Origin of the sequence: Actinomyces sp. ph3 (genome assembly GCF_000308055.1) — a bacterium.
Taxonomy (GTDB): Bacteria; Actinomycetota; Actinomycetes; order Actinomycetales; family Actinomycetaceae; genus Pauljensenia.
On the sequence record NZ_CAGY01000002.1, the window covers coordinates 26,431 to 49,237 of the forward strand.

General features: G+C 54.9%; 22 protein-coding genes and 1 tRNA gene. 10 read left to right on the forward strand and 13 right to left on the reverse strand.

Annotation, left to right across the window (positions count from 1 at the left end):
* Nucleotides 1-15 precede the first annotated feature (15 nt).
* On the reverse strand, nt 16-1,584 hold the full coding sequence (locus HGAS_RS03690) for an aspartate:alanine exchanger family transporter (RefSeq protein WP_019126533.1): 1,569 nt from the start codon (nt 1,582-1,584) through the stop codon (nt 16-18).
* Between the two features lie 158 nt (nt 1,585-1,742).
* Here HGAS_RS03690 and HGAS_RS03695 point away from each other — a divergent pair, with 158 nt between their 5' ends.
* Nucleotides 1,743-2,426: a DUF2510 domain-containing protein gene (locus HGAS_RS03695; RefSeq protein ID WP_019126534.1), complete on the forward strand. Its 684-nt coding sequence runs from the start codon at nt 1,743-1,745 to the stop codon at nt 2,424-2,426.
* Between the two features lie 2 nt (nt 2,427-2,428).
* Nucleotides 2,429-3,217 carry a hypothetical protein gene (locus HGAS_RS03700; RefSeq protein WP_034233838.1) on the forward strand — a complete coding sequence of 263 codons (789 nt, stop codon included), beginning with the start codon at nt 2,429-2,431 and terminating at the stop codon, nt 3,215-3,217.
* 94 nt (nt 3,218-3,311) lie between these two features.
* Here HGAS_RS03700 and HGAS_RS03705 read toward each other — a convergent pair whose 3' ends face one another.
* Nucleotides 3,312-4,046: a TetR/AcrR family transcriptional regulator gene (locus HGAS_RS03705; RefSeq protein WP_019126536.1), complete on the reverse strand. Its 735-nt coding sequence runs from the start codon at nt 4,044-4,046 to the stop codon at nt 3,312-3,314.
* Nucleotides 4,047-4,245: 199 nt separating this feature from the next.
* On the opposite strand from HGAS_RS03705, the gene HGAS_RS03710 reads away from it, so the two are divergent.
* From HGAS_RS03710 to HGAS_RS03730, 5 genes are all read left to right on the forward strand, one after another.
* A complete protein-coding gene (locus HGAS_RS03710; RefSeq protein ID WP_019126537.1) occupies nt 4,246-5,091 on the forward strand; it encodes an aldo/keto reductase in 846 nt (281 codons plus the stop codon).
* Between the two features lie 86 nt (nt 5,092-5,177).
* Nucleotides 5,178-5,591 carry an ACT domain-containing protein gene (locus HGAS_RS03715; RefSeq protein WP_009408711.1) on the forward strand — a complete coding sequence of 138 codons (414 nt, stop codon included), beginning with the start codon at nt 5,178-5,180 and terminating at the stop codon, nt 5,589-5,591.
* Between the two features lie 50 nt (nt 5,592-5,641).
* Nucleotides 5,642-6,958 carry a DUF4921 family protein gene (locus tag HGAS_RS03720; RefSeq protein WP_019126538.1) on the forward strand — a complete coding sequence of 439 codons (1,317 nt, stop codon included), beginning with the start codon at nt 5,642-5,644 and terminating at the stop codon, nt 6,956-6,958.
* Nucleotides 6,959-7,143: 185 nt separating this feature from the next.
* Nucleotides 7,144-8,319: a hypothetical protein gene (locus tag HGAS_RS03725; protein WP_019126539.1), complete on the forward strand. Its 1,176-nt coding sequence runs from the start codon at nt 7,144-7,146 to the stop codon at nt 8,317-8,319.
* Nucleotides 8,312-8,764, forward strand: a complete 453-nt coding sequence (locus HGAS_RS03730) for a hypothetical protein (RefSeq protein ID WP_019126540.1) — start codon at nt 8,312-8,314, stop codon at nt 8,762-8,764. The genes HGAS_RS03725 and HGAS_RS03730 overlap by 8 nt, the downstream gene beginning before the upstream one ends.
* 51 nt (nt 8,765-8,815) lie before the next feature.
* Here the strand turns inward: HGAS_RS03730 and HGAS_RS08805 are convergent.
* Nucleotides 8,816-8,902 (reverse strand) — tRNA-Ser (locus HGAS_RS08805).
* A gap of 78 nt (nt 8,903-8,980) precedes the next feature.
* Between HGAS_RS08805 and HGAS_RS03735 the strand changes: the two genes are divergently transcribed.
* Nucleotides 8,981-9,358, forward strand: coding sequence for a sterol carrier family protein (locus tag HGAS_RS03735; RefSeq protein ID WP_019126541.1), 378 nt, complete (start codon nt 8,981-8,983; stop codon nt 9,356-9,358).
* A 1-nt stretch (nt 9,359) separates the two neighbouring features.
* Here the strand turns inward: HGAS_RS03735 and HGAS_RS03740 are convergent, their stop codons facing one another.
* Nucleotides 9,360-9,653, reverse strand: coding sequence for a DUF4235 domain-containing protein (locus HGAS_RS03740; protein WP_019126542.1), 294 nt, complete (start codon nt 9,651-9,653; stop codon nt 9,360-9,362).
* 104 nt (nt 9,654-9,757) lie between these two features.
* Here HGAS_RS03740 and HGAS_RS03745 point away from each other — a divergent pair, with 104 nt between their 5' ends.
* Nucleotides 9,758-10,786, forward strand: a complete 1,029-nt coding sequence (locus HGAS_RS03745) for a hypothetical protein (protein ID WP_019126543.1) — start codon at nt 9,758-9,760, stop codon at nt 10,784-10,786.
* Here HGAS_RS03745 and HGAS_RS03750 read toward each other — a convergent pair.
* From HGAS_RS03750 to HGAS_RS03765, 4 genes are all read right to left on the reverse strand, one after another.
* Nucleotides 10,767-12,242 carry an LssY C-terminal domain-containing protein gene (locus HGAS_RS03750; RefSeq protein ID WP_019126544.1) on the reverse strand — a complete coding sequence of 492 codons (1,476 nt, stop codon included), beginning with the start codon at nt 12,240-12,242 and terminating at the stop codon, nt 10,767-10,769. The two genes, HGAS_RS03745 and HGAS_RS03750, sit on opposite strands and share 20 nt — an antisense overlap.
* 482 nt (nt 12,243-12,724) lie before the next feature.
* Complete coding sequence (locus tag HGAS_RS03755; protein ID WP_019126545.1) at nt 12,725-13,273, reverse strand: NADPH-dependent FMN reductase; 549 nt, start codon at nt 13,271-13,273, stop codon at nt 12,725-12,727.
* A 103-nt stretch (nt 13,274-13,376) separates the two neighbouring features.
* Complete coding sequence (locus HGAS_RS03760; protein ID WP_020424271.1) at nt 13,377-14,402, reverse strand: hypothetical protein; 1,026 nt, start codon at nt 14,400-14,402, stop codon at nt 13,377-13,379.
* Entirely contained in the window at nt 14,392-15,426 is a 1,035-nt protein-coding gene (locus tag HGAS_RS03765) for a vWA domain-containing protein (RefSeq protein WP_233993697.1), read from the reverse strand. The genes HGAS_RS03760 and HGAS_RS03765 overlap by 11 nt, the downstream gene beginning before the upstream one ends.
* A 158-nt stretch (nt 15,427-15,584) precedes the next feature.
* Between HGAS_RS03765 and HGAS_RS03770 the strand changes: the two genes are divergently transcribed.
* The gene (locus tag HGAS_RS03770) at nt 15,585-17,024 is read left to right on the forward strand and encodes an LPXTG cell wall anchor domain-containing protein (protein WP_019126548.1); all 1,440 of its coding nucleotides are present in this window, start codon (nt 15,585-15,587) and stop codon (nt 17,022-17,024) included.
* 174 nt (nt 17,025-17,198) lie between these two features.
* Here HGAS_RS03770 and HGAS_RS03775 read toward each other — a convergent pair whose 3' ends face one another.
* The 5 genes from HGAS_RS03775 to HGAS_RS03795 form a co-directional block, all read right to left on the reverse strand.
* Nucleotides 17,199-18,212: a vWA domain-containing protein gene (locus HGAS_RS03775; RefSeq protein ID WP_019126549.1), complete on the reverse strand. Its 1,014-nt coding sequence runs from the start codon at nt 18,210-18,212 to the stop codon at nt 17,199-17,201.
* Complete coding sequence (locus tag HGAS_RS03780) at nt 18,209-18,691, reverse strand: hypothetical protein (RefSeq protein WP_019126550.1); 483 nt, start codon at nt 18,689-18,691, stop codon at nt 18,209-18,211. Before HGAS_RS03780 ends, HGAS_RS03775 begins: the two co-directional genes overlap by 4 nt.
* On the reverse strand, nt 18,681-19,649 hold the full coding sequence (locus HGAS_RS03785) for a DUF58 domain-containing protein (protein WP_019126551.1): 969 nt from the start codon (nt 19,647-19,649) through the stop codon (nt 18,681-18,683). The genes HGAS_RS03780 and HGAS_RS03785 overlap by 11 nt, the downstream gene beginning before the upstream one ends.
* Nucleotides 19,646-20,635, reverse strand: coding sequence for an AAA family ATPase (locus HGAS_RS03790; RefSeq protein ID WP_009408695.1), 990 nt, complete (start codon nt 20,633-20,635; stop codon nt 19,646-19,648). The genes HGAS_RS03785 and HGAS_RS03790 overlap by 4 nt, the downstream gene beginning before the upstream one ends.
* A gap of 91 nt (nt 20,636-20,726) precedes the next feature.
* Nucleotides 20,727-22,682: a hypothetical protein gene (locus HGAS_RS03795; protein ID WP_233993698.1), complete on the reverse strand. Its 1,956-nt coding sequence runs from the start codon at nt 22,680-22,682 to the stop codon at nt 20,727-20,729.
* Nucleotides 22,683-22,807: the final 125 nt, after the last annotated feature.

The window sequence follows — 22,807 nt, forward strand, 5'->3', positions numbered from 1 at the left end:
GAGTTACTCCTTAGCTCACAGTGTCCAGATAAATGGCACCAAGAAAATTTTGACGATGATCGCGAAGGCGAACAATGTCGCGTAAGCGGCCTCGATACGCTCATCAGCAACACGCGCATCTGCCGCTTGCAAAACCGCCGGCTGCCCCAAGAAACCTGCAACAGCCCCCGCGGTTCGCGGCGCAGACAATCCCAGATATCGGCCGGCAATCGCCTGAGCGGCGCAGCACACCGCTACGATGATCGTCGCTAGTATCGCTGCCTTCCAGCCCTCCGGACGCAGCATAAGATCAACAAGTTCGGGCCCCGCATTTAAGCCCAAAGCAGCCAGGAACAGCATCAGTCCTACGGAGCGAATCGTGATATTCGCTGAGGCGGAAAGCGTCCATACCAGAGGTCCGGTTCGGCGGAGTGCCCCCAGTAGCATTCCGACAATCAGAGGTCCGGCCGCAGATCCCAGCTGGAAGGTTGCCCCACCAAACATCGGGAAGGGGATCGCCCCCAAGGCCATGCCCAGAACCATGCCGATACCGAAGGCCATTCCATCAACTTCACTGACGCGGCGTTCCGAGTCACCCAAGAAGCTCTGAACGTTATCAAGTTCTTCCTGCGGCACAACGACTGCCGCATGATCACCCAGATTGAGCTTGAGGTCGTCGCGCGCCAAGAGGTCGAGATCACCACGACGCACTCGGGTAATAGTTGCACCGAAACGGGTGGGCAGATTGAGCTCAACGATTGCTCGTCCCGCGACATCGGGACTCGACACAACAATTCGTTCAAAGGCAACATCGGAGCGGTCATCAGCCAAGTGGTCGGAAACCTGCGTTCCCAGCTGCTCGACGACCTCGGCAATGGCGGAGGTCCCACCGACGAGAACAACAAGATCGCCGGTGCGAAGTTCTTCGCCGGGGATTAAGACGCGGGTGCGACCTTCGCGTTGGAGGTAGGACATACGTACGCGTCCCTCACGCCAGGCCGTGATCTTTCGTGTCAAGATCGGGCGGTCCACCCGAACAGTAACGGCGTCGAGGCCAGCACCCGCGAGCGATGGAGTGTCCTTCTCCCCCAACCACTTTCGCGTCACAGTCATGGTGACAACAACGATTCCGACAATCACGCCGATGGGGTAACCAAAGGCATAGCCAACTGCTGCCTGAGGATCGCCGCTGACTCGCGTCGCTGCATCCAGCGCCGGCGCAGCGGTCAGCGCACCTGTGTAGAGCCCGGTTACGAGGCCTTTGCCCAGTCCCAGGAAATGTCCTCCGATCGTGGCGACGACTGCGCCGACAACACAGATGATTGCGGCCGACCCCAAAAGTGAGGTCTGTTTGCGAAGGTCGGAAAAGAAAGTGGAACCGGCGGCGATACCAACGGTGTAGACGAAGAATGCCAGGCCGATCTGTTGGATGATCGCGGTCCCCTGACCGGCTTGGGGTGAATAAGCAGAGACAAGTAGGCCCACAAACAGTGCACCGGCTGCACCGAAACGCAGCGGCCCAAAGCGGATCGCGCCTAGAAAAGCGCCCAGTCCGACAACCAGGAAAATCGTCAAAAGATGGTTCTGTGCGAGGAATTGGGCCATAGGTCTAAGGGTAGTGGTCAAATAGCTAAAAAGGGACGCAAGATGGGCGTGGAGTGTGAATACACCCACGCATCCAATCGCATTGCACCCAGAATTCTTACAGATACCGTCCAGCATGTTACCGTTCAATAAAAGGACAAATACGGAAGGATCCCTCCATGACAAATCCCCAAGCGGGTTGGTACAGCGATCCCTCAAATCCCTCACAATTGCGGTGGTGGGATGGGATGCAGTGGACGAATAACACCCAGGTAGCTCAGGGCGCCACACAGGCATCAGCGCCCCAGCGTCCAGTAACGACAACTTCATCCTCGTACAGCGCTGTTCCCCAAAGTCCTCTTGCAGCAAATAGCGGCTCTGCTCAGGCGTACTACCAAGCGCAACAGGGTGGCTATCCGCCCGTTCAGGGAGGAACACTAGGCACATATCCAAGCCAGCAACCCGCACAGAATGCACCTGCTGCCACGCCAGGATTCCCTCCGCGTCCTGCAAGTTACACGGGCGCTCCCACGACGGGAGGGTTCCCCCCACGTCCTGCCAGTTACACGGGCGCTCCGGCGACGGCATCAACCATCCCCGCTTCTCCAATGGCTCCCGCAAAGCCAAAGAAGCCTCAGGCTCCGAAGAAACCTCGCAATAAGCAAAAGACTTGGGCCATCATCTTCACTGTGCTGAGCGTTCTTTTCATCGTTCTTGGCTTCCTTTTCCTTGGCGCATCATCACGTAATAATGCGCGAGCCAACACGGTCAATGTGGAGCTTGAACCAGCACGTCAGTCCGTCAACGAATTGCAAAAGCAAGTCGATACGTTGAATAAGCAGCTCGGGGAGGCAGGCAAGTGAGCATGAACGGACCCCAGATTCCGAATCAGGGACAGGTAGCAAGCACCGCCCAAGCGCAGGCCTCGACAGAGGGAAGCCAGGCTGAAGCAGGACAGCAGAAGGCAGCTGCACCCAAGAGCGCTTCATCGAAGCGCTTATTCCTGATCACTTCGATTATCTGCGCTGCATCATTGGTCTTTGCGCTGGTGACTTTCACGCAGAATATGGTCGCCTTGAACAGGTACCACTCATTGGAGAATGAATCTGCGCAGTTGGAACAGCAGGCGCAGACCCTCCAGGAACAGGTCGACGAGGCACAGACGAAGCTCGCAGAGAAGCAGGTGAAACCCTGGTGCGATTCCGTGAACGCTGACTCAACAGGCACTCGAGAGAAGATCGACCAGCTCCTCAAGCAGCTGAAGATGATCGACCCCAATGAAAAGAGCGTTCGAAACGTCTGCGGTGAGAAATACTCGGCGCTGACCGCCTCTCTGGATTACTCACGCGTGAGCGCACGCACCGAAAACGGGACGATCAAGTGTGAAGCGGATGGCAACCACGTTCGTCTCAGCGGCACGATCGATCAATTCAAGGGGCCTGAATTTGCTCAAAAGACAAAGACGAAGGCCGATCTGACTTTGACGATCACCTACACCCTCGAGGGCACAACAGATACTGCAACCAGCATTGTCAAGGTCCCCGATGTCACTCCGGGTGGTTCGAAAGACTGGAAGAGTGAGGCAGACCTTCCCGGTCGGGCACTGACCTGTCGAGTCACAAACCTGCAGTGGTGGCCAAGCGATCTGAAGTAGAACGCTTGACACTTCGGCAGCTATAGCTTGAGGGGGTACGCACCGTGGCGTACCCCCTCAACACGTATTACCTCAGCTTTTTCGAGCCGCTACCTCAGCTATGTGCAAGTGCCTGACGGACCAAGGGAATCAGCTTTTCACGCGAAGGATCCACGGCCTCGGCAAGGAATTGCTCACGGTCGGTACCTTCGAGCCCCTGAACGACTGGTTCTTCGCTGTCCTTGGGAACTGAGAATCCAAAGACGATCACGTCGATGATCTTTCGGATCGGCATTTGATTGGCTTCGGCGGAGTCATTGACGCTACCCAGAGCCTCGAGGTAGAAGATCGAGAGGATCTCTCCCATGATGTTGGTGGGCAATAGTGCGCGGCGTCCCATACGATCCAAAGCGGATTCGAGCATCTGGGTCACGAAATCGGCAAGCTCGTTGCGCTGATTTCCAGGAATTCCATCTGCATCAGGGTGACGCATTTGGTACAGGCGGTATTCCATCAGGAGGATATACGCCGTGCGCCCCTGCGCGGAAAGACTGTCGAGGGTATCAACAATGCGTTCGAGAGTGAGCGGCCCTTCGATTGAATCAAAGGCCTGCGTCATTTCTGTTAATAGCCGCGTTGAGTATGCAATAAATGCATCTTCCAACAGCTCATCCATATTCGAATAATTCGAATAGAAAGCACCGCGGGTGAATCCGGCACGGGCCACGACCTCGTCGATCTTGGTCCCTGCGAAACCTCGCTCCACCAGAATTTCAATGGCGGCGTCAACCAGGCGTGAACGCGTATTCGCACGCGCCCTGCTTTCGCCTTCTGCACGCTTCTTAACCACAGCCACCTCCGCGGTATACCTAACTACGTCAAAAAGTCTAACGAGGTTTTCCTGCTGTCACACGCGGAAAATAAGGGATTTTCACGCTTTAAGACCTGAATTTGAAGCTGCGAAAGTCGCAGCGCCACCACGGGGGCATATCATGTGTTTCAGGGCATAATTTTTTGGCATTTTATTCATTTTTGTATCGGAGTTTTCTATGGGTCAGTCAATTGCATTCCTGCCTTTGAATTCGGGAGCCTCTATTCCTCAATTTGGCTTTGGGACCTACAAACTGACCGGTCAAGACGCATATGACGGTGTCCGCGATGCACTCGAATTGGGATACCGACATATCGATACTGCACAGATGTACGGGAACGAGGCCGAGGTTGGCCGTGCGCTGGCCGACACTTCTCTCGCTCGCGAGGAGATCTTCGTCACTTCTAAGCTCAATAATCCCAATCACGAGCCTGATGTTGCCCGTGAGAGCCTTCAGCGCTCATTGGAGGACTTGCAGCTGGACTACTTGGACCTGTTCTTGATCCACTGGCCGCTTCCGATGTTCTACGGGGGCAACATCATGCCGACTTGGCGCGCAATGGAAAGCTTTGTGGATGAGGGCCTTGTGCGCTCTATCGGAGTCTCTAATTTCGAGGCCCATCACCTTGCCCCGATCCTTGAGCAGGGGCGCATCATGCCCGCTGTTAACCAAATCGAATCCCATCCCTACTTCGCAAACCGCGAGCTTCACCGTTTTAACGCTGAGCATGGAATTATTACCGAGGCCTGGGCTCCCCTTGCTCGAGGAACTGTCCTGAGCGAACCAAGCATCATCGAGATTGCCCGCGAAGTCGGCGCACGCGAATCTCAGGTAGTTTTGCGTTGGGCACTTCAACGGGGAGACATCGTCTTCCCCAAGGCCTCGTCACATGAACGCCGAGCAGAAAACCTTGATATTTCGGGCTTTGAGCTGACTGCGGAGCAGATAGCTCGAATCGACGCGCTGGACCGCGGAGAATCGGGGCGCACCGGTAAGCACCCCGATGTCATGGACCGGATGTAAAACTTTCGCTTCAGGCGCAACTTATATCGTTTTTCGATGTGAGACAGGGCCGTATTTTGTGGGTACCTCTGGGCTATCGTGAAGCTATGACACATGCATCTTCGACCGATCTTGATCGCGTTCTTGCTTCTCTTGATCCCACGCCCAGCGGTACTTACGTATTTTCCTTGGTTGACGAAATCCCCCAGAACGTCGACATTTTTGCACTGATCCGCGACGAGGATTCCTACACCGTGGTTGTCGAGGAAGACGCCGCACGTGAAGCAGGAATCAACCCCGATGAGCTGTACACGCGAATTGACTTGGGTTCTTCGACCGAGCTGGCTGCAATCGGAATCACGGCATCGATTGCTCAGATCCTTGCTGCGCGTTCAATTACTGCGAATTTCATTGCCAGCCGCCGACACGATCACCTCTTTGTTCAGCCTGATCGCGCTCAGGAGGCAACGGCCCTCCTTGAAGATCTGGGAAGGCGCGCAAAGGGCTGGCTGCCCGCCTGAAATTTTCCTGTTCATCAGACGCGGAAGGGCGTTCGGAATAAAGTAGAAGCATGGCTGTACTACCCACGGGAAGCGATGAGGCAATCCTCCGTCTAGCCGACGGCACGGTGAAACAGCGAAATCTTCTGACCGGAACTGAAGTGTGGACAGTTCCCGGTCGAGCTCATCGTCCCCTGACTCGTCCCGGTTCCACGCCACCCCTGATCGATCATGATGCCGATGGGCATCATTGCGCATTCTGCTCGGCGCGCTATCTTGAGACTCCGCCAGAGAAAGCCCGCGTGATCCGCACACACGCAGGGGAATGGGAAACTCTCCACGGCCTCGGCGCTGAGGAACTTAGAGATACCGTTGCGGAATTTCGGCGGATTCCCAACCTTTTCGAGATCGTTTCGTATAACTATTGGCACCTCAATCACGGCCACGTTCCTTCCGAGGCCGAGCGGCGCAGGATGGCGGAGTACCTTGCCTCGCCCCAGGGGTACGACCACGTGATGCACGTGGTGCGCGCACGCTTCATGGCCTCGGGCGGGAGCGCCGAGGAGTTTGAGGAACTGTCGGATTCCGAGAAGCTCAGCCAAGCGAATGGTTTCTTTTCGGGCGGGCACGATCTGATCGTTGGTCGACGTCACTACGTTGATGGAGCAAAGGACACGTCCCAGCTAGCTTCGGCTGGGACGCTGACTCCCGAGGAACACTTCCAGTACATGTCAATGACCGTGCGGGCAATGCGGGACCTGTACGACTTGGATCCGGCTGTGAAGTACGTGGTGGCTTTCCAGAACTGGCTCAAGCCTGCGGGTGCGTCTTTTGATCACCTGCATAAGCAGCTTGTGGCGATTGATGAGTTCTCGACGCAGACGCATGACGAGATTGAGCGCGTGCGGACCTATCCGGGAATCTATGACGAGCTCTTGAAGATTGCGGCGACACGTGGGCTGATTTTGGCGCAAAACGATCATGCTGTGGCGATGGCTGGGTTCGGGCATCGCTATCCCTCCTTGGCGATTTGGCCACTTCACGCGCCGGCTGAACCCTGGGAGTACTCCCCTGAGCAATTACGAGGCATCAGCGACCTTGTGCACGCAATGCATGCGGCGACGGGTGCAGAGGTTCCGTGTAACGAGGAATGGTACTACCGGCCCCCGAGTTCGTCGATCCCCATGCGCATGAGGATTTTGATCAAGTGGAGGATCTCCACAATCGCCGGTTTTGAGGGCGGGACAAGGATTTACCTCAATACGATCGATCCATGGTCCGTGCACCAGCGGATGCTGGAACGTCTGGTTGTTATGCGCGATGAGTGTTCGATCGCTCAGATGAAGCTGGGCGAGGAGTGCAAAGTCACGCCGCTGCTACTGAGATAGGTTTTATCTAAGGCCCCCTGGAGGAAATCTATAAAGTATTGGTGCGTAGTCCCTCCAAAGTACCGATTTCGTCTTTGCTCCCTTAGGAAAAGACCCCTCGAGCGCTAGCAGTTTTAGTAGAGTGAACATGAGCCTCGACACAGAGCCAGTTATCTCTAGAAATAACGAGTAGCCCAGGAGGAACCGTGTACATAGATGTACACATCGGTGGTGAGACTGTTCAAATCTCTTACGAAGTGTTTCAACTTCTCACAGAAAATTCTGTGATTGCGGATTATTCAGAAATACGCAAGGCACTAGAAAAAAGCAAAATAAACTTCAAGGTTCTCGAAAGACTTGCAGAGAAAGCCTGGATACCGCTTCCTTTATTCTTTTCGCCCCTTCCATTCGTCAAGTCACAAATCTTGCAAAAAGAGAAGAAGCTCATCCAACACATTCGCAAGGACACCTTGAACATAGGATCCCGACAAACTATCGAGTTATCCCAGATTGAACTTATCATCCGCGATTTGATTCAAAAACAACACTATGTGCGCAAGTACGCAGACGACCTCTCGGAGAACAAGATTCGTGGCCTAATCAAAAAACCGTCGAAAAGACTCGAGCACGATGCAGCAAAATTATTAGATGCTCTCCACCTCACACACGATGAAATACGAAACTCAAGTAACAAGAGTAAAGCACTGGAACTAATTCTGAACCGCCTAGGAGAACAACAGATATTAGTCTCACAGAGCGTTCAAAACTACATGCCACAGCAATTACGAAATATTCACTTCAGTGGCATGACGATTGATGACACGAAAGTTCCCTTTATTTTTCTTGCCGGCGGGAAAGAAAACAATTCCGAAGAACCCGTGGGAAGAAGAATCTTCACTCTAATTCTCATGACGGTACTGATCGCGCGAAAGGAGTTCCGACCTGTTGTCTGGGATGCATCGAGCCTAGGTGCTGATTTTGGTTATGTCTACAACCTTACTGGCACCATCCTTATGCCTAAATCAGAAATGAAAATTGATCCAGACACCGACCTAGACGGAATTAAACGTCTCGCTGACCAATTTAAAGTGACTCCCAGCGCTGTAACAGTCAGAGCACTTCATCTAAAAAAGCTAACCCGCGAACAAGCAAGTAGATATTTAGATGAACTGCAACAAGAATTTATAAGTCGGCCAGCAACGCACCCACGAATTCCACAGCCCGAAAAAGCCGTTTTGAAATACGCCGGGTTCGAAACAATTAGACGGCTACTACCCGCGCTTGACTCGAAACGTCTCTCGTTAAAAGAGTTTTTGCGCGTCGGATGTCTAAACAAACTAAATAGACGGCAGATAGGAGACCTTAGGGGGATCATTGAGTAACGTCACGACACCTTGCTTTTTTGTCGATACAAACGCTCTTTCAAAACTCGCGCCAAGATATAGGGCAACGAAGTTCTTTCGAAGTTACGCTCATTTACCTTCCGTTGTCATTAAAGAAGCTGGCAATCCTGAAGACATCAGCATTTTAAAGGAGCTTGAAAAGAGCATAACGCCACAGATCCTTCAGAATCTCATAAAAATAATGGAGCAAGTTCCCACACGTGACACGAGACTAGTAGATCTATATGGCAATAAAGGAAAAGCAGACCCCATCATCGTTGCTTACGCACTTACCCAAGACTCCCTCGAGGCAGACGGTCTTTTCCCCCTCCATGAGGTCTACATTGTCACCAACGACAAGGCTGTCCGCGAAATGGGAGAGCGTTTTTCGATCAAGGTTCTTTCATCCGACGACTTTATCCGCCAGATAGACGAAAACAGCTAGCCTATAAAAAACTTGTGGCCCCAACATCAGTTGGGGCCACAAGCCTAAACGCGGTAGCGCAGGGATTTGAACCCTGGGTGGCTGTTACACCACACAGCATTTCGAGTGCTGCACCTTCGGCCGCTCGGACACGCTACCTCGGCACCCCACAATAGCGGATCTGGCAGGATGGGGCAATTCCACGCCAACAACGACGAAGCGACCTAGACTGACGACATGGCAAAACGGCGTATTGATCCTGCAGAAGGCCACAGCGCACTCCTCACGTGGTACCGCGCCCCAGAAAGCGCTACACGACAGATACTCTTCACCGCAGTGCGCTACACGCTCGAAGAAATTGCCGAACTTCACCCCGGTCGCGCCGTCGAGCTCCGCGTCCCTCCGGCCGGTGCCACACAAATCCTTCCAGGTACAACTCACCGCCGAGGGACTCCCCCGGCGGTGATCGAAATGTCGCCACGCACATGGCTGGAACTTGCCTGCGGCCTACTCACGTGGGAGGAGGCCTCCAACGCCAACCAGCTTCAGGCCTCGGGACAACGCACCGACCTATCGGCTTACCTTCCACTGTTCCCAAACCTGCGTGCGGACTAACTCAGGCCTCGATAGCGGGATTCTGAATCTGGTCAAGGACCTGCACGGCCCCCTCAACCGGCGCAAACCACTTATTCGTCTTGTTCACTACGCCGCGCTGGGCGATCGCTGCGATAGCTGCAGAAACCGCGGCAAAAGCGACCACGGAAACCAAGGATGCCGTGCCATCATCATCTTGAGGTGCGGCCTGACCGGTCACAGCCTTCCACCCCAGCTCCGCGACCTTTCCGGCCACGAAACCGGCGGCCAGCGACAGCCCTGCGGTAATAAGTTTCTGACTGAGACTGCTTCCCATGATGACTCCTTGCGTCAGATAGCATCGAACACTCGATACTGACATTTTGCCCTATCACCGCGGGAATATCTCTCCTTCCATGCACTATTGCTTAGACTGGTACGGTGCGAAAGACCAAGACCGCCTCCCCGTCCACCCAACGCTCAGCGCATCTGCGCCGCCTCAGCATCACGCTCCTTGGCGCGCTAGCCCTCAGCGCGTGTTCTCCCTCCATCCCGCAGGGAGCGCAGTGGACGGATGACCCCTTCCGCACAGACTCAACGACTTCGGCTCAGGGGAGCACGGCCTCGGCAACGAAGAACCGCGCGACCACGGGCAATACCGACGGAATTCCACGAGGAAGCGGAACCCTACGCATCGCTTACGCGCCGGGCTGGCGGCTTCCCGCTGACTACGTCTCTGCTTTCGAGGCTGCCAGTGGCTACACCGTTGAGCAGAGTGAGTACGCCCCGAATTCTTCGCAAAATGCCGACGTCATCTTTGGCGTCGATTCAAAACAAGCTGCAGCTTTGGGCACCGTAATCCCCGTCGGCAATGACCCGATATGCGCATGGGCTGATCGCTCATGGTTCTCCGCCAATAGCAAGGCACTCCCCTCTTCGCTCAAGGATCTTTCCTCGGCAAACTTCGCCCCCCTGACCGCGATCCCTTCCCAGGATTCCGAGGCCGGCGCTGCTTTTGCGGCAAAGGCCAGCTCAGTCCTCGGCGGGGACTACGAGGACTGGAAAGAAAACCTGAACGACGCGCATTCGATCTCTTCCTCCGCGGCGGAAGCCTTGGGACAGTGGACCGCTACCCTTGCGGATGATCGCCTTTCACTCATCTCGGGTGCGACCAGCGCGCAGGGCTCCCACCAGCGTCCGATCCTGATCTGGGATGCGCGCTTGGCGGTTGCTGCAGCCTCCAATACCGGCACCGAAAGTCGCGCCGAGGCTATCCCCGGGACGTGCGTTGATTCAACCATCTCAGTGGCAGTCCCACAGTCTTCTTCAAATTCCGAGGCCGTTCGCTCCTTCCAAGCATTCCTCGAATCCCAGCTGGGGAAGAATGCCGCGGCCTATGCGGGACTTGCCTATAACGATGGAGTGCCCGAGGACTCGCAAGCGGCGTGGTTTATGAAGCCGGTGAAGTAGGTAGGACGCCTGCAACCTTTGCTTTCGCCTGAAGCCGTTCTTTCTTGCGCTCTCTGACCCATTGGTGGCAGGCGCGCGCAGAAAGAGCCAAGAGGGCAAGCACTCCCAAAGACGAACGGATCAGCGTCATTAAGACGATGTGAGTCGCACCCGAACTGGCAATATCTGCAGCGCCGAAAATAATGTCGGCGCTCAGGGCTGTCAAAAGGATAATTCGGGCACGAGGGTGTCCATTCCACGTCATAACAGCAGTAATGATTTCCATGACAAGAAGCATCAAAGTCACAAGGGCGACAATCAGCCTCATCGTCAAAATGTAGATTTGCGCATCGGCAGCATCATCAATGCCGATGACATTAAGTGCAATGTACTTCCACGGATTTTGAAGGACGAGATAGGTCTGGAACAGCTCGGTTGCAAACATGAGGGCAACCAGGACCATACCGACGACCAGTTGGACTGGGCGCTGGCGATCCGCTTGAGAATCGACATCGTGAGCATCTGCCATTTCATGCGCATCATCATCGTTGGGCTCAACGTCTTGAACGTCCAGTAGATACAGATCGCCATCGGTGATGACTCGGTCGCCACCGCCATTTTTGTCGTGGTAGGCACTGAAGAAATCGGGAAGAATCTCAAGCTCTGCCGCAGGGTTAGCAAAGAGGACGTCATCAACAATGAAGTTGCGCTCGATGTCGATATCAGCATCGATCTTATGGGTGATTTGGAAGGTCAAAAGACTCAATCCGACAGCACGATCAAAGGTTCCCGCTGCAAGCCATTCGACGCGACGACCACCCGGAAGAATCCAGCCATCAGGCGTCCGCCAAAAACGCACGTGATGGCGTTCTGAAGAACGTCCAGGAACCGCTTTTTGGTAGGCAAAGTCCTGCTTACGCCCAAAGAGTACAAGGTTTGAAACTGGCGCAGCATCGTAGCTTTTTCGGCTAAGGAAGGCTCGTATCACCCGAAGAACGGCGTGGGGAGTAATCGGGTCAGCACGCACCCATCCGGCCGCGGTCATTGCAGCGTGAATATCGATCTCACTGCCGACAAGAGCGAGGTTTACTGGGTCGCCAAGGAGACCATCAGCAGTCCTCGTTCGACCGATGAAATAGTCGGGAACATAGAGCCACGTGAGCAACTGATGGATTCTGGGGAGTGCGAGGTATGCGGTAACGGCCCAGCAGATCAGGAACCAGGCGATAGCGGTGGGTTTGAGCTTGATTGACCCCGCCAAGAAAACGTAGGCGAGCCACAGTGTTGCCACACCGGAGAAGATAAAGAACAGGGCATCGACAACATCATCGAAACCCCAGTCACGATCCTGCGTAAACGAGAGTTTGTCAGATGCACGCTGGTAAACAGGGGCTTTCTGGGGACGCGGGCGCGAATGAATGGAGGCGTTTTCGCCGTCATAGTTCGGCTCAATGGCCGATACGTGATCCTCGCTCATGTCCCTTCCTCATGCGTAGACGTGTAGCCACAAGCCTAGTCTGAGAAGGCTCATCCTTCCGCTTTTCTGAGAGTATCCATTTTCATCTTTTGCACCTCAATACCGCAGGCTTTTCGAGCTCACATCATCGGCATAAGACTCGAAGAAAAGAGATTGAGGGCGCCCGGAAAGAGACTCAACAGGCGCCCTCGTGGAGACGCAGAATGTCAGGGGGTGTTTTACGTCTCCGTTCCTCACGTTAGCGCCGTTAAGAAACCATTCGGAGGTTTTTACTTCTGTGTTTTTCTGGGAAATTTCGTTTGAATGAGAAGGTTTTGAACGCAAATGACAACCCTGTCTACCCCAATAAAACAGGGTGATGCGATTTACCTGAATCAGAAGCGCCAGCACCGGAGGCACACAAATAAAACACCCTCCAGCCTTAAAAAGGACTTTAGTCCCAGTTTTGGCTGGAGGGTTGTTTAACTCAGTAAACTCAATGCTCAGGCGTGCGCACGAATGTAGTCTGCGAATGCCTCAATAGCCGACTTCACAAATCCCTGAGTTGTCGCATCAATAAAGCGGCCATCTTCACCGATATCCTCATGCGACATCTTCACGAAAACCTCGGGCTGCGTCATCAACAAGGGGTTGAAGAACCCAAGAGTCTGACGGGTTGCGATCTGCCCAGCAGCAGCACCAACCGCTCCCCTGGATGCACCCACGACATAAACAGGCTTACCGCCGATGGGGTTGGATCCCCACGGGCGACCAAACCAGTCGATAGCATTCTTCAGACCACCAGGAATCGAGCGATCATACTCAGGGGTTGCAATTAGAACCGCGTCGGCATCTTCAAGGATCTTCTTGAAGTCAGTGGCGATCTGCGGGTAGTTCGCATCGTAATCAGGGCTGTACAGTGGCAGCTTCGAGAAATCAGCCTCAACAAATTCCAGATCAGCCGGAGCATCGGCAATCATCGCACCAACCAGCTTGCGGTTAATGGAGTTCGAGGACAGCGAACCAATGATGTAAGCGACCTTATACGTCATGGGATAAGCCTTTCATCTAGGAGCCGCTTTCAAGCAGCACTGCAGGTATAAACGCCACCTAGATTCCGGTTTATTCCGACCTAAGTCCTAGATCACAGAAGATTTACCAGGCGCCAGTACCACCGGTTCCGCGTTTGCGATCTTTGTTTTGACGCTCCTCGCGATCGGTTTGCTCCTGACGCTTTTGCATCTCTTCACGCTTCGCGCGTTGCTCTTTGGTTTCTCCCTGATAAGGATCCTTGGACTTGTCTTGGTTCTGTTTGTCCTTATCCTGATTCTGCTGATCCTGGTTTTGCTTGTCTTTATCCTTGTTGTCTTGGTTTTGCTTATCTTTGTCTTGGTTCTGCTTGTCCTTATCCTGATTCTGTTTGTCCTTGTCCTTGTCCTGATTATCCTGCTTCTGAGCCTGCTGCTGCTTTTGCTGAGCACGATCATGAGCCTTGTCAGCATCGGCGCCGCCACCGCCGCCCTGCTGATTCTGGTTCTGCTGATTCTGCGTCGAGGCCGCGGACTGACACGGGGCCACAACCTCTCCCATTTCTTTATAAATTTCAGCAGCACGCGCACGATCCGTACTCATCGCCGCATCACCCTGCTTTTCCAGAGCAAGCGCCAAATTCATTCTGACGGTGCATTCATAGGAGTAGGTCTCAATTCGACCATCCTCGATCTGCTTCGCCTTCGGAACCCGGTCCCACGCAATGCGCAACTCAGCAACGGCCTCGTCGGGATGATCAAGCTTCACATGCTGCGTCCCCGCGTTGTAATGCGCAACCCAGCTGGCAGGGCCAAGATCTCCCCAATAAATCTGCCGTGAATAGGAGTTCAGAGCACCCTCGTTATTCCCCGCGCGCGCACTGCGACCCGTATTCCATGCCCACAGCGGCAGGACGGTCATATAAATTCCGACAGCTAGCGCAACCACAACAATGGGGAGAGACCACCACAGAGGGCGCAATAGTTTCCCATTGCGTCGCGGTTTCTCCGCCCCGTTCCTCTTTGCCGAGGCCGGGGTCGCGCTGGGGCCACCATCTCCCGTTTGGGCGTCAGTGGCGGCCTCGCCGTCTACAGGAGGCTGATAGAAAGCAGTAGGACGCTGTTCCTTATCGCTGCGGCGCTTAAATCGCACGGGTCCTCCTCAGCGCGTGGATACGACCCGCAAAAATAGCGGCTTCCCAAGCTAATAGCGCAGTCAAAACAAGAGCCGATGGCCACAACACATAGCGCGAAGTTTGGATCGTATCGTTTGCATCGGCGATATTTCGAGCATTTTGAACCGAGGACGAAGCTGCGGAGCTAATGGCGGAATCATTGGGTGACCGAACCATATCGATACCAAGTTTTTGAGCGATCTCGCTGAGCTTCTTGACGTCAATCTTCGAAATTGCATCGGGGTTTCCGGGCTGGGAAAAATCCTTGATGTATTCGGGTTTCGAGCTGTCGTTCTGCTTCCCCAGAGCGGCAACCTTCATCTTCCCGCCTTCTTCGGTTCCATAGCCAATCACCAAGCCTCCCGTCAGGAGGGGCTTGATCTTGTCCCACTGCTGAGAGTCGCCTCCACCAGCGCTTCTCCAAGCAGAATTGTTCGAGGTCTCACCGTCGGTGAATACGAAAAGCACGCGGGTATTTTCAGGGTGCTTGTTTGCGGCATCCTGCATTTCTTCCGCAATGTATTGTGCGGGGCGGTCCGGGGACGAACCGCGCGAGGAAGAACTTACTTCCTGAGTCAGTGTCGAAACGAAGGAACGAACTGCTCCAAGGTCAGAGGTCAGGGGAAGCTCAGTATCTGCCTGGGAATCCCAGGTAATAATGCGATAACGAGCCCCAGGAGCAGCTTGAAGAATCTGCTCAACATCGTGGCTCACACCTTGAAGGCGAGTTTTTCCGCCTTCCCAATCCTCAGCGGCCATCGAACCCGTGCGGTCAATCGCAAGCCAGACCTCGACATTGGTCGTCACTTTCTGCGCTTCGCCAGGAACTGAGGGGCCAATCAGGATCGAGAGCAAGGCGCAGGTGATAGCACCTCTGCGCACCAGATCCGATGTTCTAAAAGGGCGATGACGCCGGGCACTCCACCAGGAGAAGAAAGCGCACGCTGCAATGATCACAATGATGATTGCAACCGACATAAGGGGTCGGAAGGAGAGCGACAATATTCCTCCTGCGGATCGGATCAAACACTGGCAAGTATAGTGCCCATCTCAAATTCATCCTCTAGGGGGATCTATTTGACATCTGAAGTGCCCCACGACTAAATTCATTTCTGTATCATGGTGTCCTGATACACACCACAAAATTTAATTGAGGCAAGATGAAAACCCTCCGAAACATCGCCGCCGGTTCACTCGGACTGGCGCTCGTTTTTTCCTCTCTCACCGCCATGGATGCTCAGGCCGTTGAACGCGTTCCCGGGCAAATCAATGGTGATCGCAGCTCCGGCTGCGTCGTTGACTGGACCGCACGCGCCATGCTCGACCAGAACATGGACAACATCCCGGTCGGACTCCGCAAGGGCCCTTACTCAACTTCTGGCTTCATGGAGACCGTCCACCCCGACTACGGCAGCAAGGCGATTCTTGAAAATCATCACTGGTTCAACCCGGTGAGCGATGTCCAGTACTGGCGCATCCCGGTCGGCGCCGAGTTCGGGATCCTTCCCGGCGCAACCCTGACTGTGGATCTTCCCGACGACATGACCAATGTCCGTCTGATTAGCGACCTGAGCACTGAGGTTAAGAACATCACAGTTGATCAGTTCATGGAGCGTCAGACCTTCGGCGCACTGGCACGCAAGCTCGATTGGGATATTGTCCCCAATGCAACCCAGACCGATGCAGCACGTAATATCTGGACGCTGACCTTCCCGAACGGTCTGCCGGAAGGCCACGCTGCGGTCGTTGAATTCGTCGGAACCGGTGACCGTACGGGGCACTACGAGGCAACCTCTCACTTCCGCGGCCTTCGCGAAACAGATGAGAATGGCAAAGCATGCCTCACGACTCCCGAGCCTGAACTCACTGTCGGACAGTGCCAGGCCGGAGTCGTTGGACGCACCATTTTCTCGCCCTACTCGAAGGATATTGACCTTCGCGAAAAGTACTCCGATCGTTGGCAGGGAACCGGCGCACTCTGGGGCGAGGCCGGAGCCGACGGCTGGGATCCTTCACGCCAGTACTCTGATGCCGCCGGTGCGACGCGTCGTATGCGCTTCTACGCTGCAACCACGCGCGAGTTGACCAATGCGACGATGACCGTGAGCGCTCCCCAGGGTGCAACCTTCGACGAGTCCTCGATCGCCTCTGCATTGACCCCCGGTGGCGGCGCCCTAGTCGCCAATGGCTTCTCGCAGACGGTGAAGGGAATTTCCAACCCGACCGTGAGCGCGGACAAGAAGACTATGACCTTCACGATCGCGCACATGCCGGAAAACTCCTCCCTGAGCGTTGAGGTTACCGCAGTGCTGACCGGTGAAAAGGCATTCGATACCCCGACCTCGAAGCCCATGGTCTTCTTCCACACTCTGGTTGGCTCTATCCCCGGATGCGAGGTCTCGCCGACTCCGACCATCCCGGCAACTGAGCCCACTCCCAATCAGCCTCAGGAGCCCAACAAGCCAGAAAATCCCAAGGCTGAAAACCCGAAGAAGGCAGGCCCTCTGGCACACACCGGTGCCACGAGCGGAATGGTTCTGGGCGCAGCAGGAATGACCCTGATTGCTGGTCTTCTTGCAGCTAAGCGTCGCAAGGCCTAAGCGCTTCAGGCAATAAATCATTGTGGGGCCGCAGCTGATGCTGCGGCCCCACAAATGTATTCACGAGCAATCGAGGCACAGGCTCAAAGAATGCCGTCTAGGCCCCTAGTACGTCTAGGCCTCTACTACCTCTAGGCCTCTACTAAAGATCCCGCTCCGGCTCTTTCCTAGGCCTCAGAGCTTGGCGAAACCAACAAGCCCAAGGAAAGCCACAATCGCAACTGCCAGCCAAGCCACGGGCTTATTAACGCGGTCAGTAACCGTGACGCGAGCGTCGCCCTCAACCTCGCGCTTTTGCTGGGCCTCGATATTTTGAATAATCGAATCCACTGTGCCGGAGCTCGACATCGTATAGAACTCACCACCGGTGGACTCAACCTGGTTCTTCATATCTTCGCCCTCAGTGGTCAGCGTCGAACCCGGGTAGAGGCCAATGACCTCGACCTTCTGACGCTTCGCGAAGTCAATCGCTTCCTTGAGGGTATATAAGCCTTCACCATTGACTTCGTTATCCGAGGCCAAAATAATCGTCCGCGAGCGCTCTTGATCCGTGTGATCAAAGCCAAGCACACAGGATGCCAGGCCATCGCCGATAAGGGACGCAGCCTGCTCATCGGGATCGTCAGTTCCCTCAAGATAACGGGCAAGATCGTTGGTAATACGATATCCGTTCGAGGTCTTCGAAATGACGCCATTCCTCAGTAGTGAACTCAAAGTGTCGAGATTGTCGTTCACTATCGTGTAGTCATCGGTCAGCGGGAACTTCCGAACCGAACGAGCGTTCCACAGGTACAAAGACACTCGCTCACCGTTGAAGTGCGCAACAAGACTCTTGAAGGCGTCACCGATTTCGCCGTCGTATTCCAACATCGAACCTGATGCATCCAGACATAGAACAATGTCTCGCGAGGCCAGGCGACGGTCATCAACGCGACGATCAACGGGGTTTGCGGCCACGACAGAAAGCGACACAGCAGCGGCACAAAATACAGCAAGCAAACCAGCAACCGCCATACGCGTGCGACGCATCAGCGCACGATAACGCGGTAAGTCACGTACATAACCGGTATTTGCAACCCAGCCTCGGCGTTCCCTCGCATGAAGCCGCAGACCGACACGCCACCAGCCAAAAGCTGCCGCGACGGCAATAACACCCAGGACGACGGCGATGAGGTACCCATACCTCATTTCTTCACCACCTCCCGCGCGTAATCCATGACGAATGCGGGATCGAACTGAGTCTCTTCACCACTGGCCTCCGAGTCTGCTTTAAAGCTGTCCTCGCAGGCAGAAAGAGCATCCGCAAGATCAGGCCATGCGGGAATGAGCTTTCGAATCTCAGACACGGTTGCAGTCTCAAGATCGCGACCGGTACGTTCAGTGCCCAGCGCGCGCAAGATACCCGCGACTGCCAAGTGCACCCCGCGGTCATCCAAGTCGCCGGTGTTCAAGCGTCCCTCGACCTCGTCAATGAAGCCCAGGTAGCGCTGACGACGCTTCTCATCCAGGGGAATAAGCGCGATCTGATTCTGTTCCTGCAAGCGGTTTGAACGCAGCCAGCGGATCAGCCACACTCCTACCCACACCAGGACAAGAGCCAGAAGCAAGACTCCAATAATCCACATCCAGTTCGGGTAGTTGAGAACCTCGCGCAATTCACCGGACACGACTTTCCCTTTCCAATGCGGAGAGAAGAGTGCGGACGACCTGATCGCTGGACGAAACACTCACGCGGGTAATCCCCGGGATCTCGAGGAATTGACGCACAGCGGTGCGGCTCTGATCGGCGCGCGCGGCGGCCTCGGCAGCGATCTGGCTATCCCCCAAAAGGAAGTCGGGAAGCGGGCCTGCGTCGACATCCACGATCCGAGTACCCGCGGGGAGCTGCGTCGGATCCGCGTCTGCGACCTGCATGATGAGTAAGCGGTGGTGGACGCTGAGGCGCTTGAGCAGTTCCCGTGCACGAGGCGTGGGCTGGGGGTGCGTTTCATCCGTAACCAAAACAATCAGGGAGCGACGGTAGGTTGCCGCTTGCACGCGGGCAAGAAGGGTTTCAAGATCCGAAGAGGGCGAGCGCAGGTCGATATCTTCCTCGAGGCGTCGCAAAATGAGTTCGATATGCGCATTTCCCGATCGCGCGGGCATGTGTCGCATACGTCCTTGGCAGCCCGACACCAAACCCACCTGGTCACCGCGACTAGAGGCAAGCCATGCGACAACCTGGCAAATCGTCAGTGCGACCGCTTCTTTACTTTCGCCCGAAGGGGCAAGCGCACTCATTGAGCGTCCGGTATCAACAACCAGCATCACCTGAACATTCGCGCTGGCTTCAAAACGCTTAACGATGGGCTTTCCGGCACGAGCGGTAGCCGCCCAGTCGATATCTTTGACATCATCACCGGGCTTATATTCGGCCATGTCCATAAATTCCCAGCCCTGTCCGGCACGCGCAGAATAGTGCTGGCCCTCCATCAAGGAGAGCAGCTTACGCAAGACCGGGAGCTGAGTTCGACCGCCCAGCGCACGCAGCTGTGCGTTATTCGCGTGCGCTTTTTGGTGCTGGTCGACGTCGCCGAGGGTCTGAGACGCGCTCTCAACGACCCCCTTCTTCAGAATTGGACTCACGGCACAGCTACCGCGTTGAAGACGGCATCGATCAAGCCATCAACTGAGATTTCATCGGCCATCGCATCGAAGGTACGAATGATGCGGTGGCGAAGAATCGCGTGACGAAGCTTCTTAATATCGTCGGGCATCACGTAGTTGCGACCGGCCATCAGTGCGACAGCCTGGCTCACGCGCATGAGGGCGATACCGCCACGAGGCGAAGCGCCCACGCGCACATGCTGCGAGAACCCGGGAAGCGGGTTGGGGCCCATTCCTCGAGTGGTATTGATGATGTCGACGATGTAAGCCTTCAAAGTGTCGTGCAGGAAGACGCGCCTGGTCATCTGCTGGAGGAAAGTCAGATCTTCGAGGGAGATGGGCTCCGCATCAATGGGCTTCTCCATAGTCCCAGCTTCGATGCGGTTAAGAACCTCAAGCTCTTCCAGGGGCTTTGGGTAGGTGATGATTTCTTTCATCAAGAAGCGGTCCATCTGCGCTTCGGGAAGCACGTAGGTTCCTTCTTCTTCAATGGGGTTCTGAGTTGCCATCACCATGAAGGGCTTGGGCAGCGGATAGACAATTCCACCAATGGTCGTCTGGCCTTCCTGCATGGCCTCGAGCATGGCAGATTGGGTCTTTGCCGATGAACGGTTGATTTCGTCCAGAAGCACGATGTTGGCATGGACGGGGCCCAGTTCCGTTGTCATTTCGTTTTCGGCCTGGTTCCAGATTCGCGTACCAACGATATCGTTGGGCATCAGGTCCGGAGTGCACTGGATGCGGTGGAATGAACCCGAAATTGCCTGTGCAATAGTTTGAGCGGCCGTCGTCTTTGCCAAACCGGGGACAGACTCCATCAGGATGTGCCCCTGTGCCAACAGGCCGACGATCAGGGTTTCGCGAAGGTTTTCTTGGCCGACAACGCGCTCTGAGAAGATCTTCTGGATACGGTCCAGGAGCTCTTTGCTGCGCTTGAGCTCATCATCGGTGAGATAAGTGGACATTCAGGAAACTCCCGGCTCATTGAATAATTACGAATATCTTACTGTTTTTTAGAGGCGCATTCAGGCCCGTTAGTCAGCGGCCTTTCCCCGATCACTGAGTGCTACTGGGAGTGGGCAGGGTGATTGGAGGCACGGAGAAACTGGGCAGTGTGACCGAAATGGTTGGAATATGCGTCACCGTTGGGGTATTCGACCCCTTGATCGTTGTGTGTGCGCAGGCGCGAATAATTCCAAAAACCAATATGAAAATGACCGCAAGAATCCATCCCGTACGCTTCTTTTTTCGCGCGACAGCCTGTGACTCATACCCATAGGCCTCGTTGGAAAGACTATTGTCTGCGGGAGTTCCACCGGGATTACGCCAGGCCTCCTCCATCTCCGGAGCGTTTTTGCGCCACAGACTTACAGTGTCCAAGTGCGTGATGTAGTCGGGCAGCGGCTTTATAGCGCCCTGTTCAATCCCCCGGGGACCGTATTGGTTAAAGCTATCAACCAGTTCAATTTCCTGATCGAAAAGCGAATCAATAGTCAGGGTTGGAACGTTTTCTTGAAGATACCCAAGCAATGAGTCAAAGATGACCAGTGACTCCGGGCTGATAAAAGCTTTGGGGTAGAGCGGCAAGAAGGTCCCATCCTGATCAAGAAGGATGTAGGCCTTCCCCGTACGAAGAAGTACCGCAATGTTTGCAATGGTAATTTCAACGCGGCGGGTCACTAAGGTCGGATCACCCTCCCGTAATGGATCAAACCACTGCGCGACAAGCCTGTCACTGGAGACCATGAGGTGATGAGGCAGAATCATCGAGTATCCACTGAGGTTTTCAGGAACGCTCGACAGAAGGTCTGTCCCCTCTGTTGAGGGATACGGAATCGATGGAGCCGGCTCGGGATATCCCTTATAGAGCGGGAAGTGGTCGTAGGTCGACTTCGCTGCGGTAAGAAGCGGATAACGCTGCAGCAGCTGAGGTGATGCCACATCGTATGCGATGTGGGCGCTCGCGATTGCTCGGTCGATAATGTCGCGGACCTCTGCTGGGGTCGGCACGCTGGTGTCATTGATCCGGTGCAAGTGCTGCGAAACCTCAAGATTCTCATCATCTGCAACGCGCTCAATAATTTTGGAAAGATCGACCGTTAGCTTGCGCCCTGGTTTAAAGAATTGATCAAGGAAACGGCGCGCATCCCAGTACATGTCCATCTCTTTGAAACGGACCATTCCAATGAGTTCTGGGGCAATTGAGTAAGCAGCGCTTGATACTTTGATGTCCGAGTAACGCGAATTCATTCCTCGCAGAACATTCGTCGCGTCAATGGCTATTGCCCAACGCGCTGCAAGGCCTGCGCGCGTCATTGGGACGGCAAAAGAGAATAGATAATTTGTTCCCCCCTGCCACTGGCTACCCGGCTGATACTGGTCACGCGGCGTAGCGGTATTTACTGCTAGAAGATCATCCAGGTCCAAAGAATCTGGCGCACGATCAAAGCCCAGCCCCAAAAAGTCGGGCTCTGTCGTCACAAAAACACAGGGGTAGCGGGCTTCAAAAGGCGAGATCCGGCGCGCAAGTTCACAAGCCGCGGGAAAGTACTTTTCGGCCTCGAAAGTGGCGGTATCTGGACGGAAAATAGCGAGCAGGGCCTCGGAAATACCAGCGCGATTGGCCACTTCGGATGCCCACATATCAGAGGCATTTGCATGTCCCGCAGAAGGAAGCATCCCCTCGGGGTTCTCAAAGCAAGCCGGCAGGCGCAACCACGCTTGGCGGACGATTTCGCGCGGCCCGTGTACGCGGATATCGATTTCAGAAAGGTAGCTTGCTAGTTCAACCTGCGCGGAAGCAAACTGACCGGGCGCATATTCAACTGGACGTTTGAGTTCGGTACCGATTGACTCCATGAGCACATGAAGAGCACCGATCTCCTCGGGGGCAACGTTGAAGGTTCCATACGCCAGCGTCAAACACATCCACAGATCATCCGGATTTCCCGCTGACGGCTCGAGTACCGCCCACTCGTATCCGTTAACCGTCGTCCATCGTTTAACAGCCAATTCGCCTCCCCACGCGGGCGCCCAATATGCGCACGTATCTTCTACTCTAAAACATCACGGAAAGACAAACATAGGCGGGCGGCCCCACTGTGGGGAACCGCCCGCCTATTGAGTGCTAGCTAGAA

Excerpts from the sequence above, each read along its gene's own strand:
- HGAS_RS03755 (WP_019126545.1), bottom strand. The coding sequence starts at position 13,273 with ATGACGTATAAGGTCGCTTACATCATTGGTTCGCTGTCCTCGAACTCC.
- HGAS_RS03700 (WP_034233838.1), top strand. The coding sequence starts at position 2,429 with ATGAACGGACCCCAGATTCCGAATCAGGGACAGGTAGCAAGCACCGCC.
- HGAS_RS03770 (WP_019126548.1), top strand. The coding sequence starts at position 15,585 with ATGAAAACCCTCCGAAACATCGCCGCCGGTTCACTCGGACTGGCGCTC.
- HGAS_RS03715 (WP_009408711.1), top strand. The coding sequence starts at position 5,178 with ATGACACATGCATCTTCGACCGATCTTGATCGCGTTCTTGCTTCTCTT.
- HGAS_RS03735 (WP_019126541.1), top strand. The coding sequence starts at position 8,981 with ATGGCAAAACGGCGTATTGATCCTGCAGAAGGCCACAGCGCACTCCTC.
- HGAS_RS03790 (WP_009408695.1), bottom strand. The coding sequence starts at position 20,635 with ATGTCCACTTATCTCACCGATGATGAGCTCAAGCGCAGCAAAGAGCTC.
- HGAS_RS03695 (WP_019126534.1), top strand. The coding sequence starts at position 1,743 with ATGACAAATCCCCAAGCGGGTTGGTACAGCGATCCCTCAAATCCCTCA.
- HGAS_RS03750 (WP_019126544.1), bottom strand. The coding sequence starts at position 12,242 with ATGAGCGAGGATCACGTATCGGCCATTGAGCCGAACTATGACGGCGAA.
- HGAS_RS03775 (WP_019126549.1), bottom strand. The coding sequence starts at position 18,212 with ATGAGGTATGGGTACCTCATCGCCGTCGTCCTGGGTGTTATTGCCGTC.
- HGAS_RS03690 (WP_019126533.1), bottom strand. The coding sequence starts at position 1,584 with ATGGCCCAATTCCTCGCACAGAACCATCTTTTGACGATTTTCCTGGTT.
- HGAS_RS03740 (WP_019126542.1), bottom strand. The coding sequence starts at position 9,653 with ATGGGAAGCAGTCTCAGTCAGAAACTTATTACCGCAGGGCTGTCGCTG.
- HGAS_RS03710 (WP_019126537.1), top strand. The coding sequence starts at position 4,246 with ATGGGTCAGTCAATTGCATTCCTGCCTTTGAATTCGGGAGCCTCTATT.
- HGAS_RS03720 (WP_019126538.1), top strand. The coding sequence starts at position 5,642 with ATGGCTGTACTACCCACGGGAAGCGATGAGGCAATCCTCCGTCTAGCC.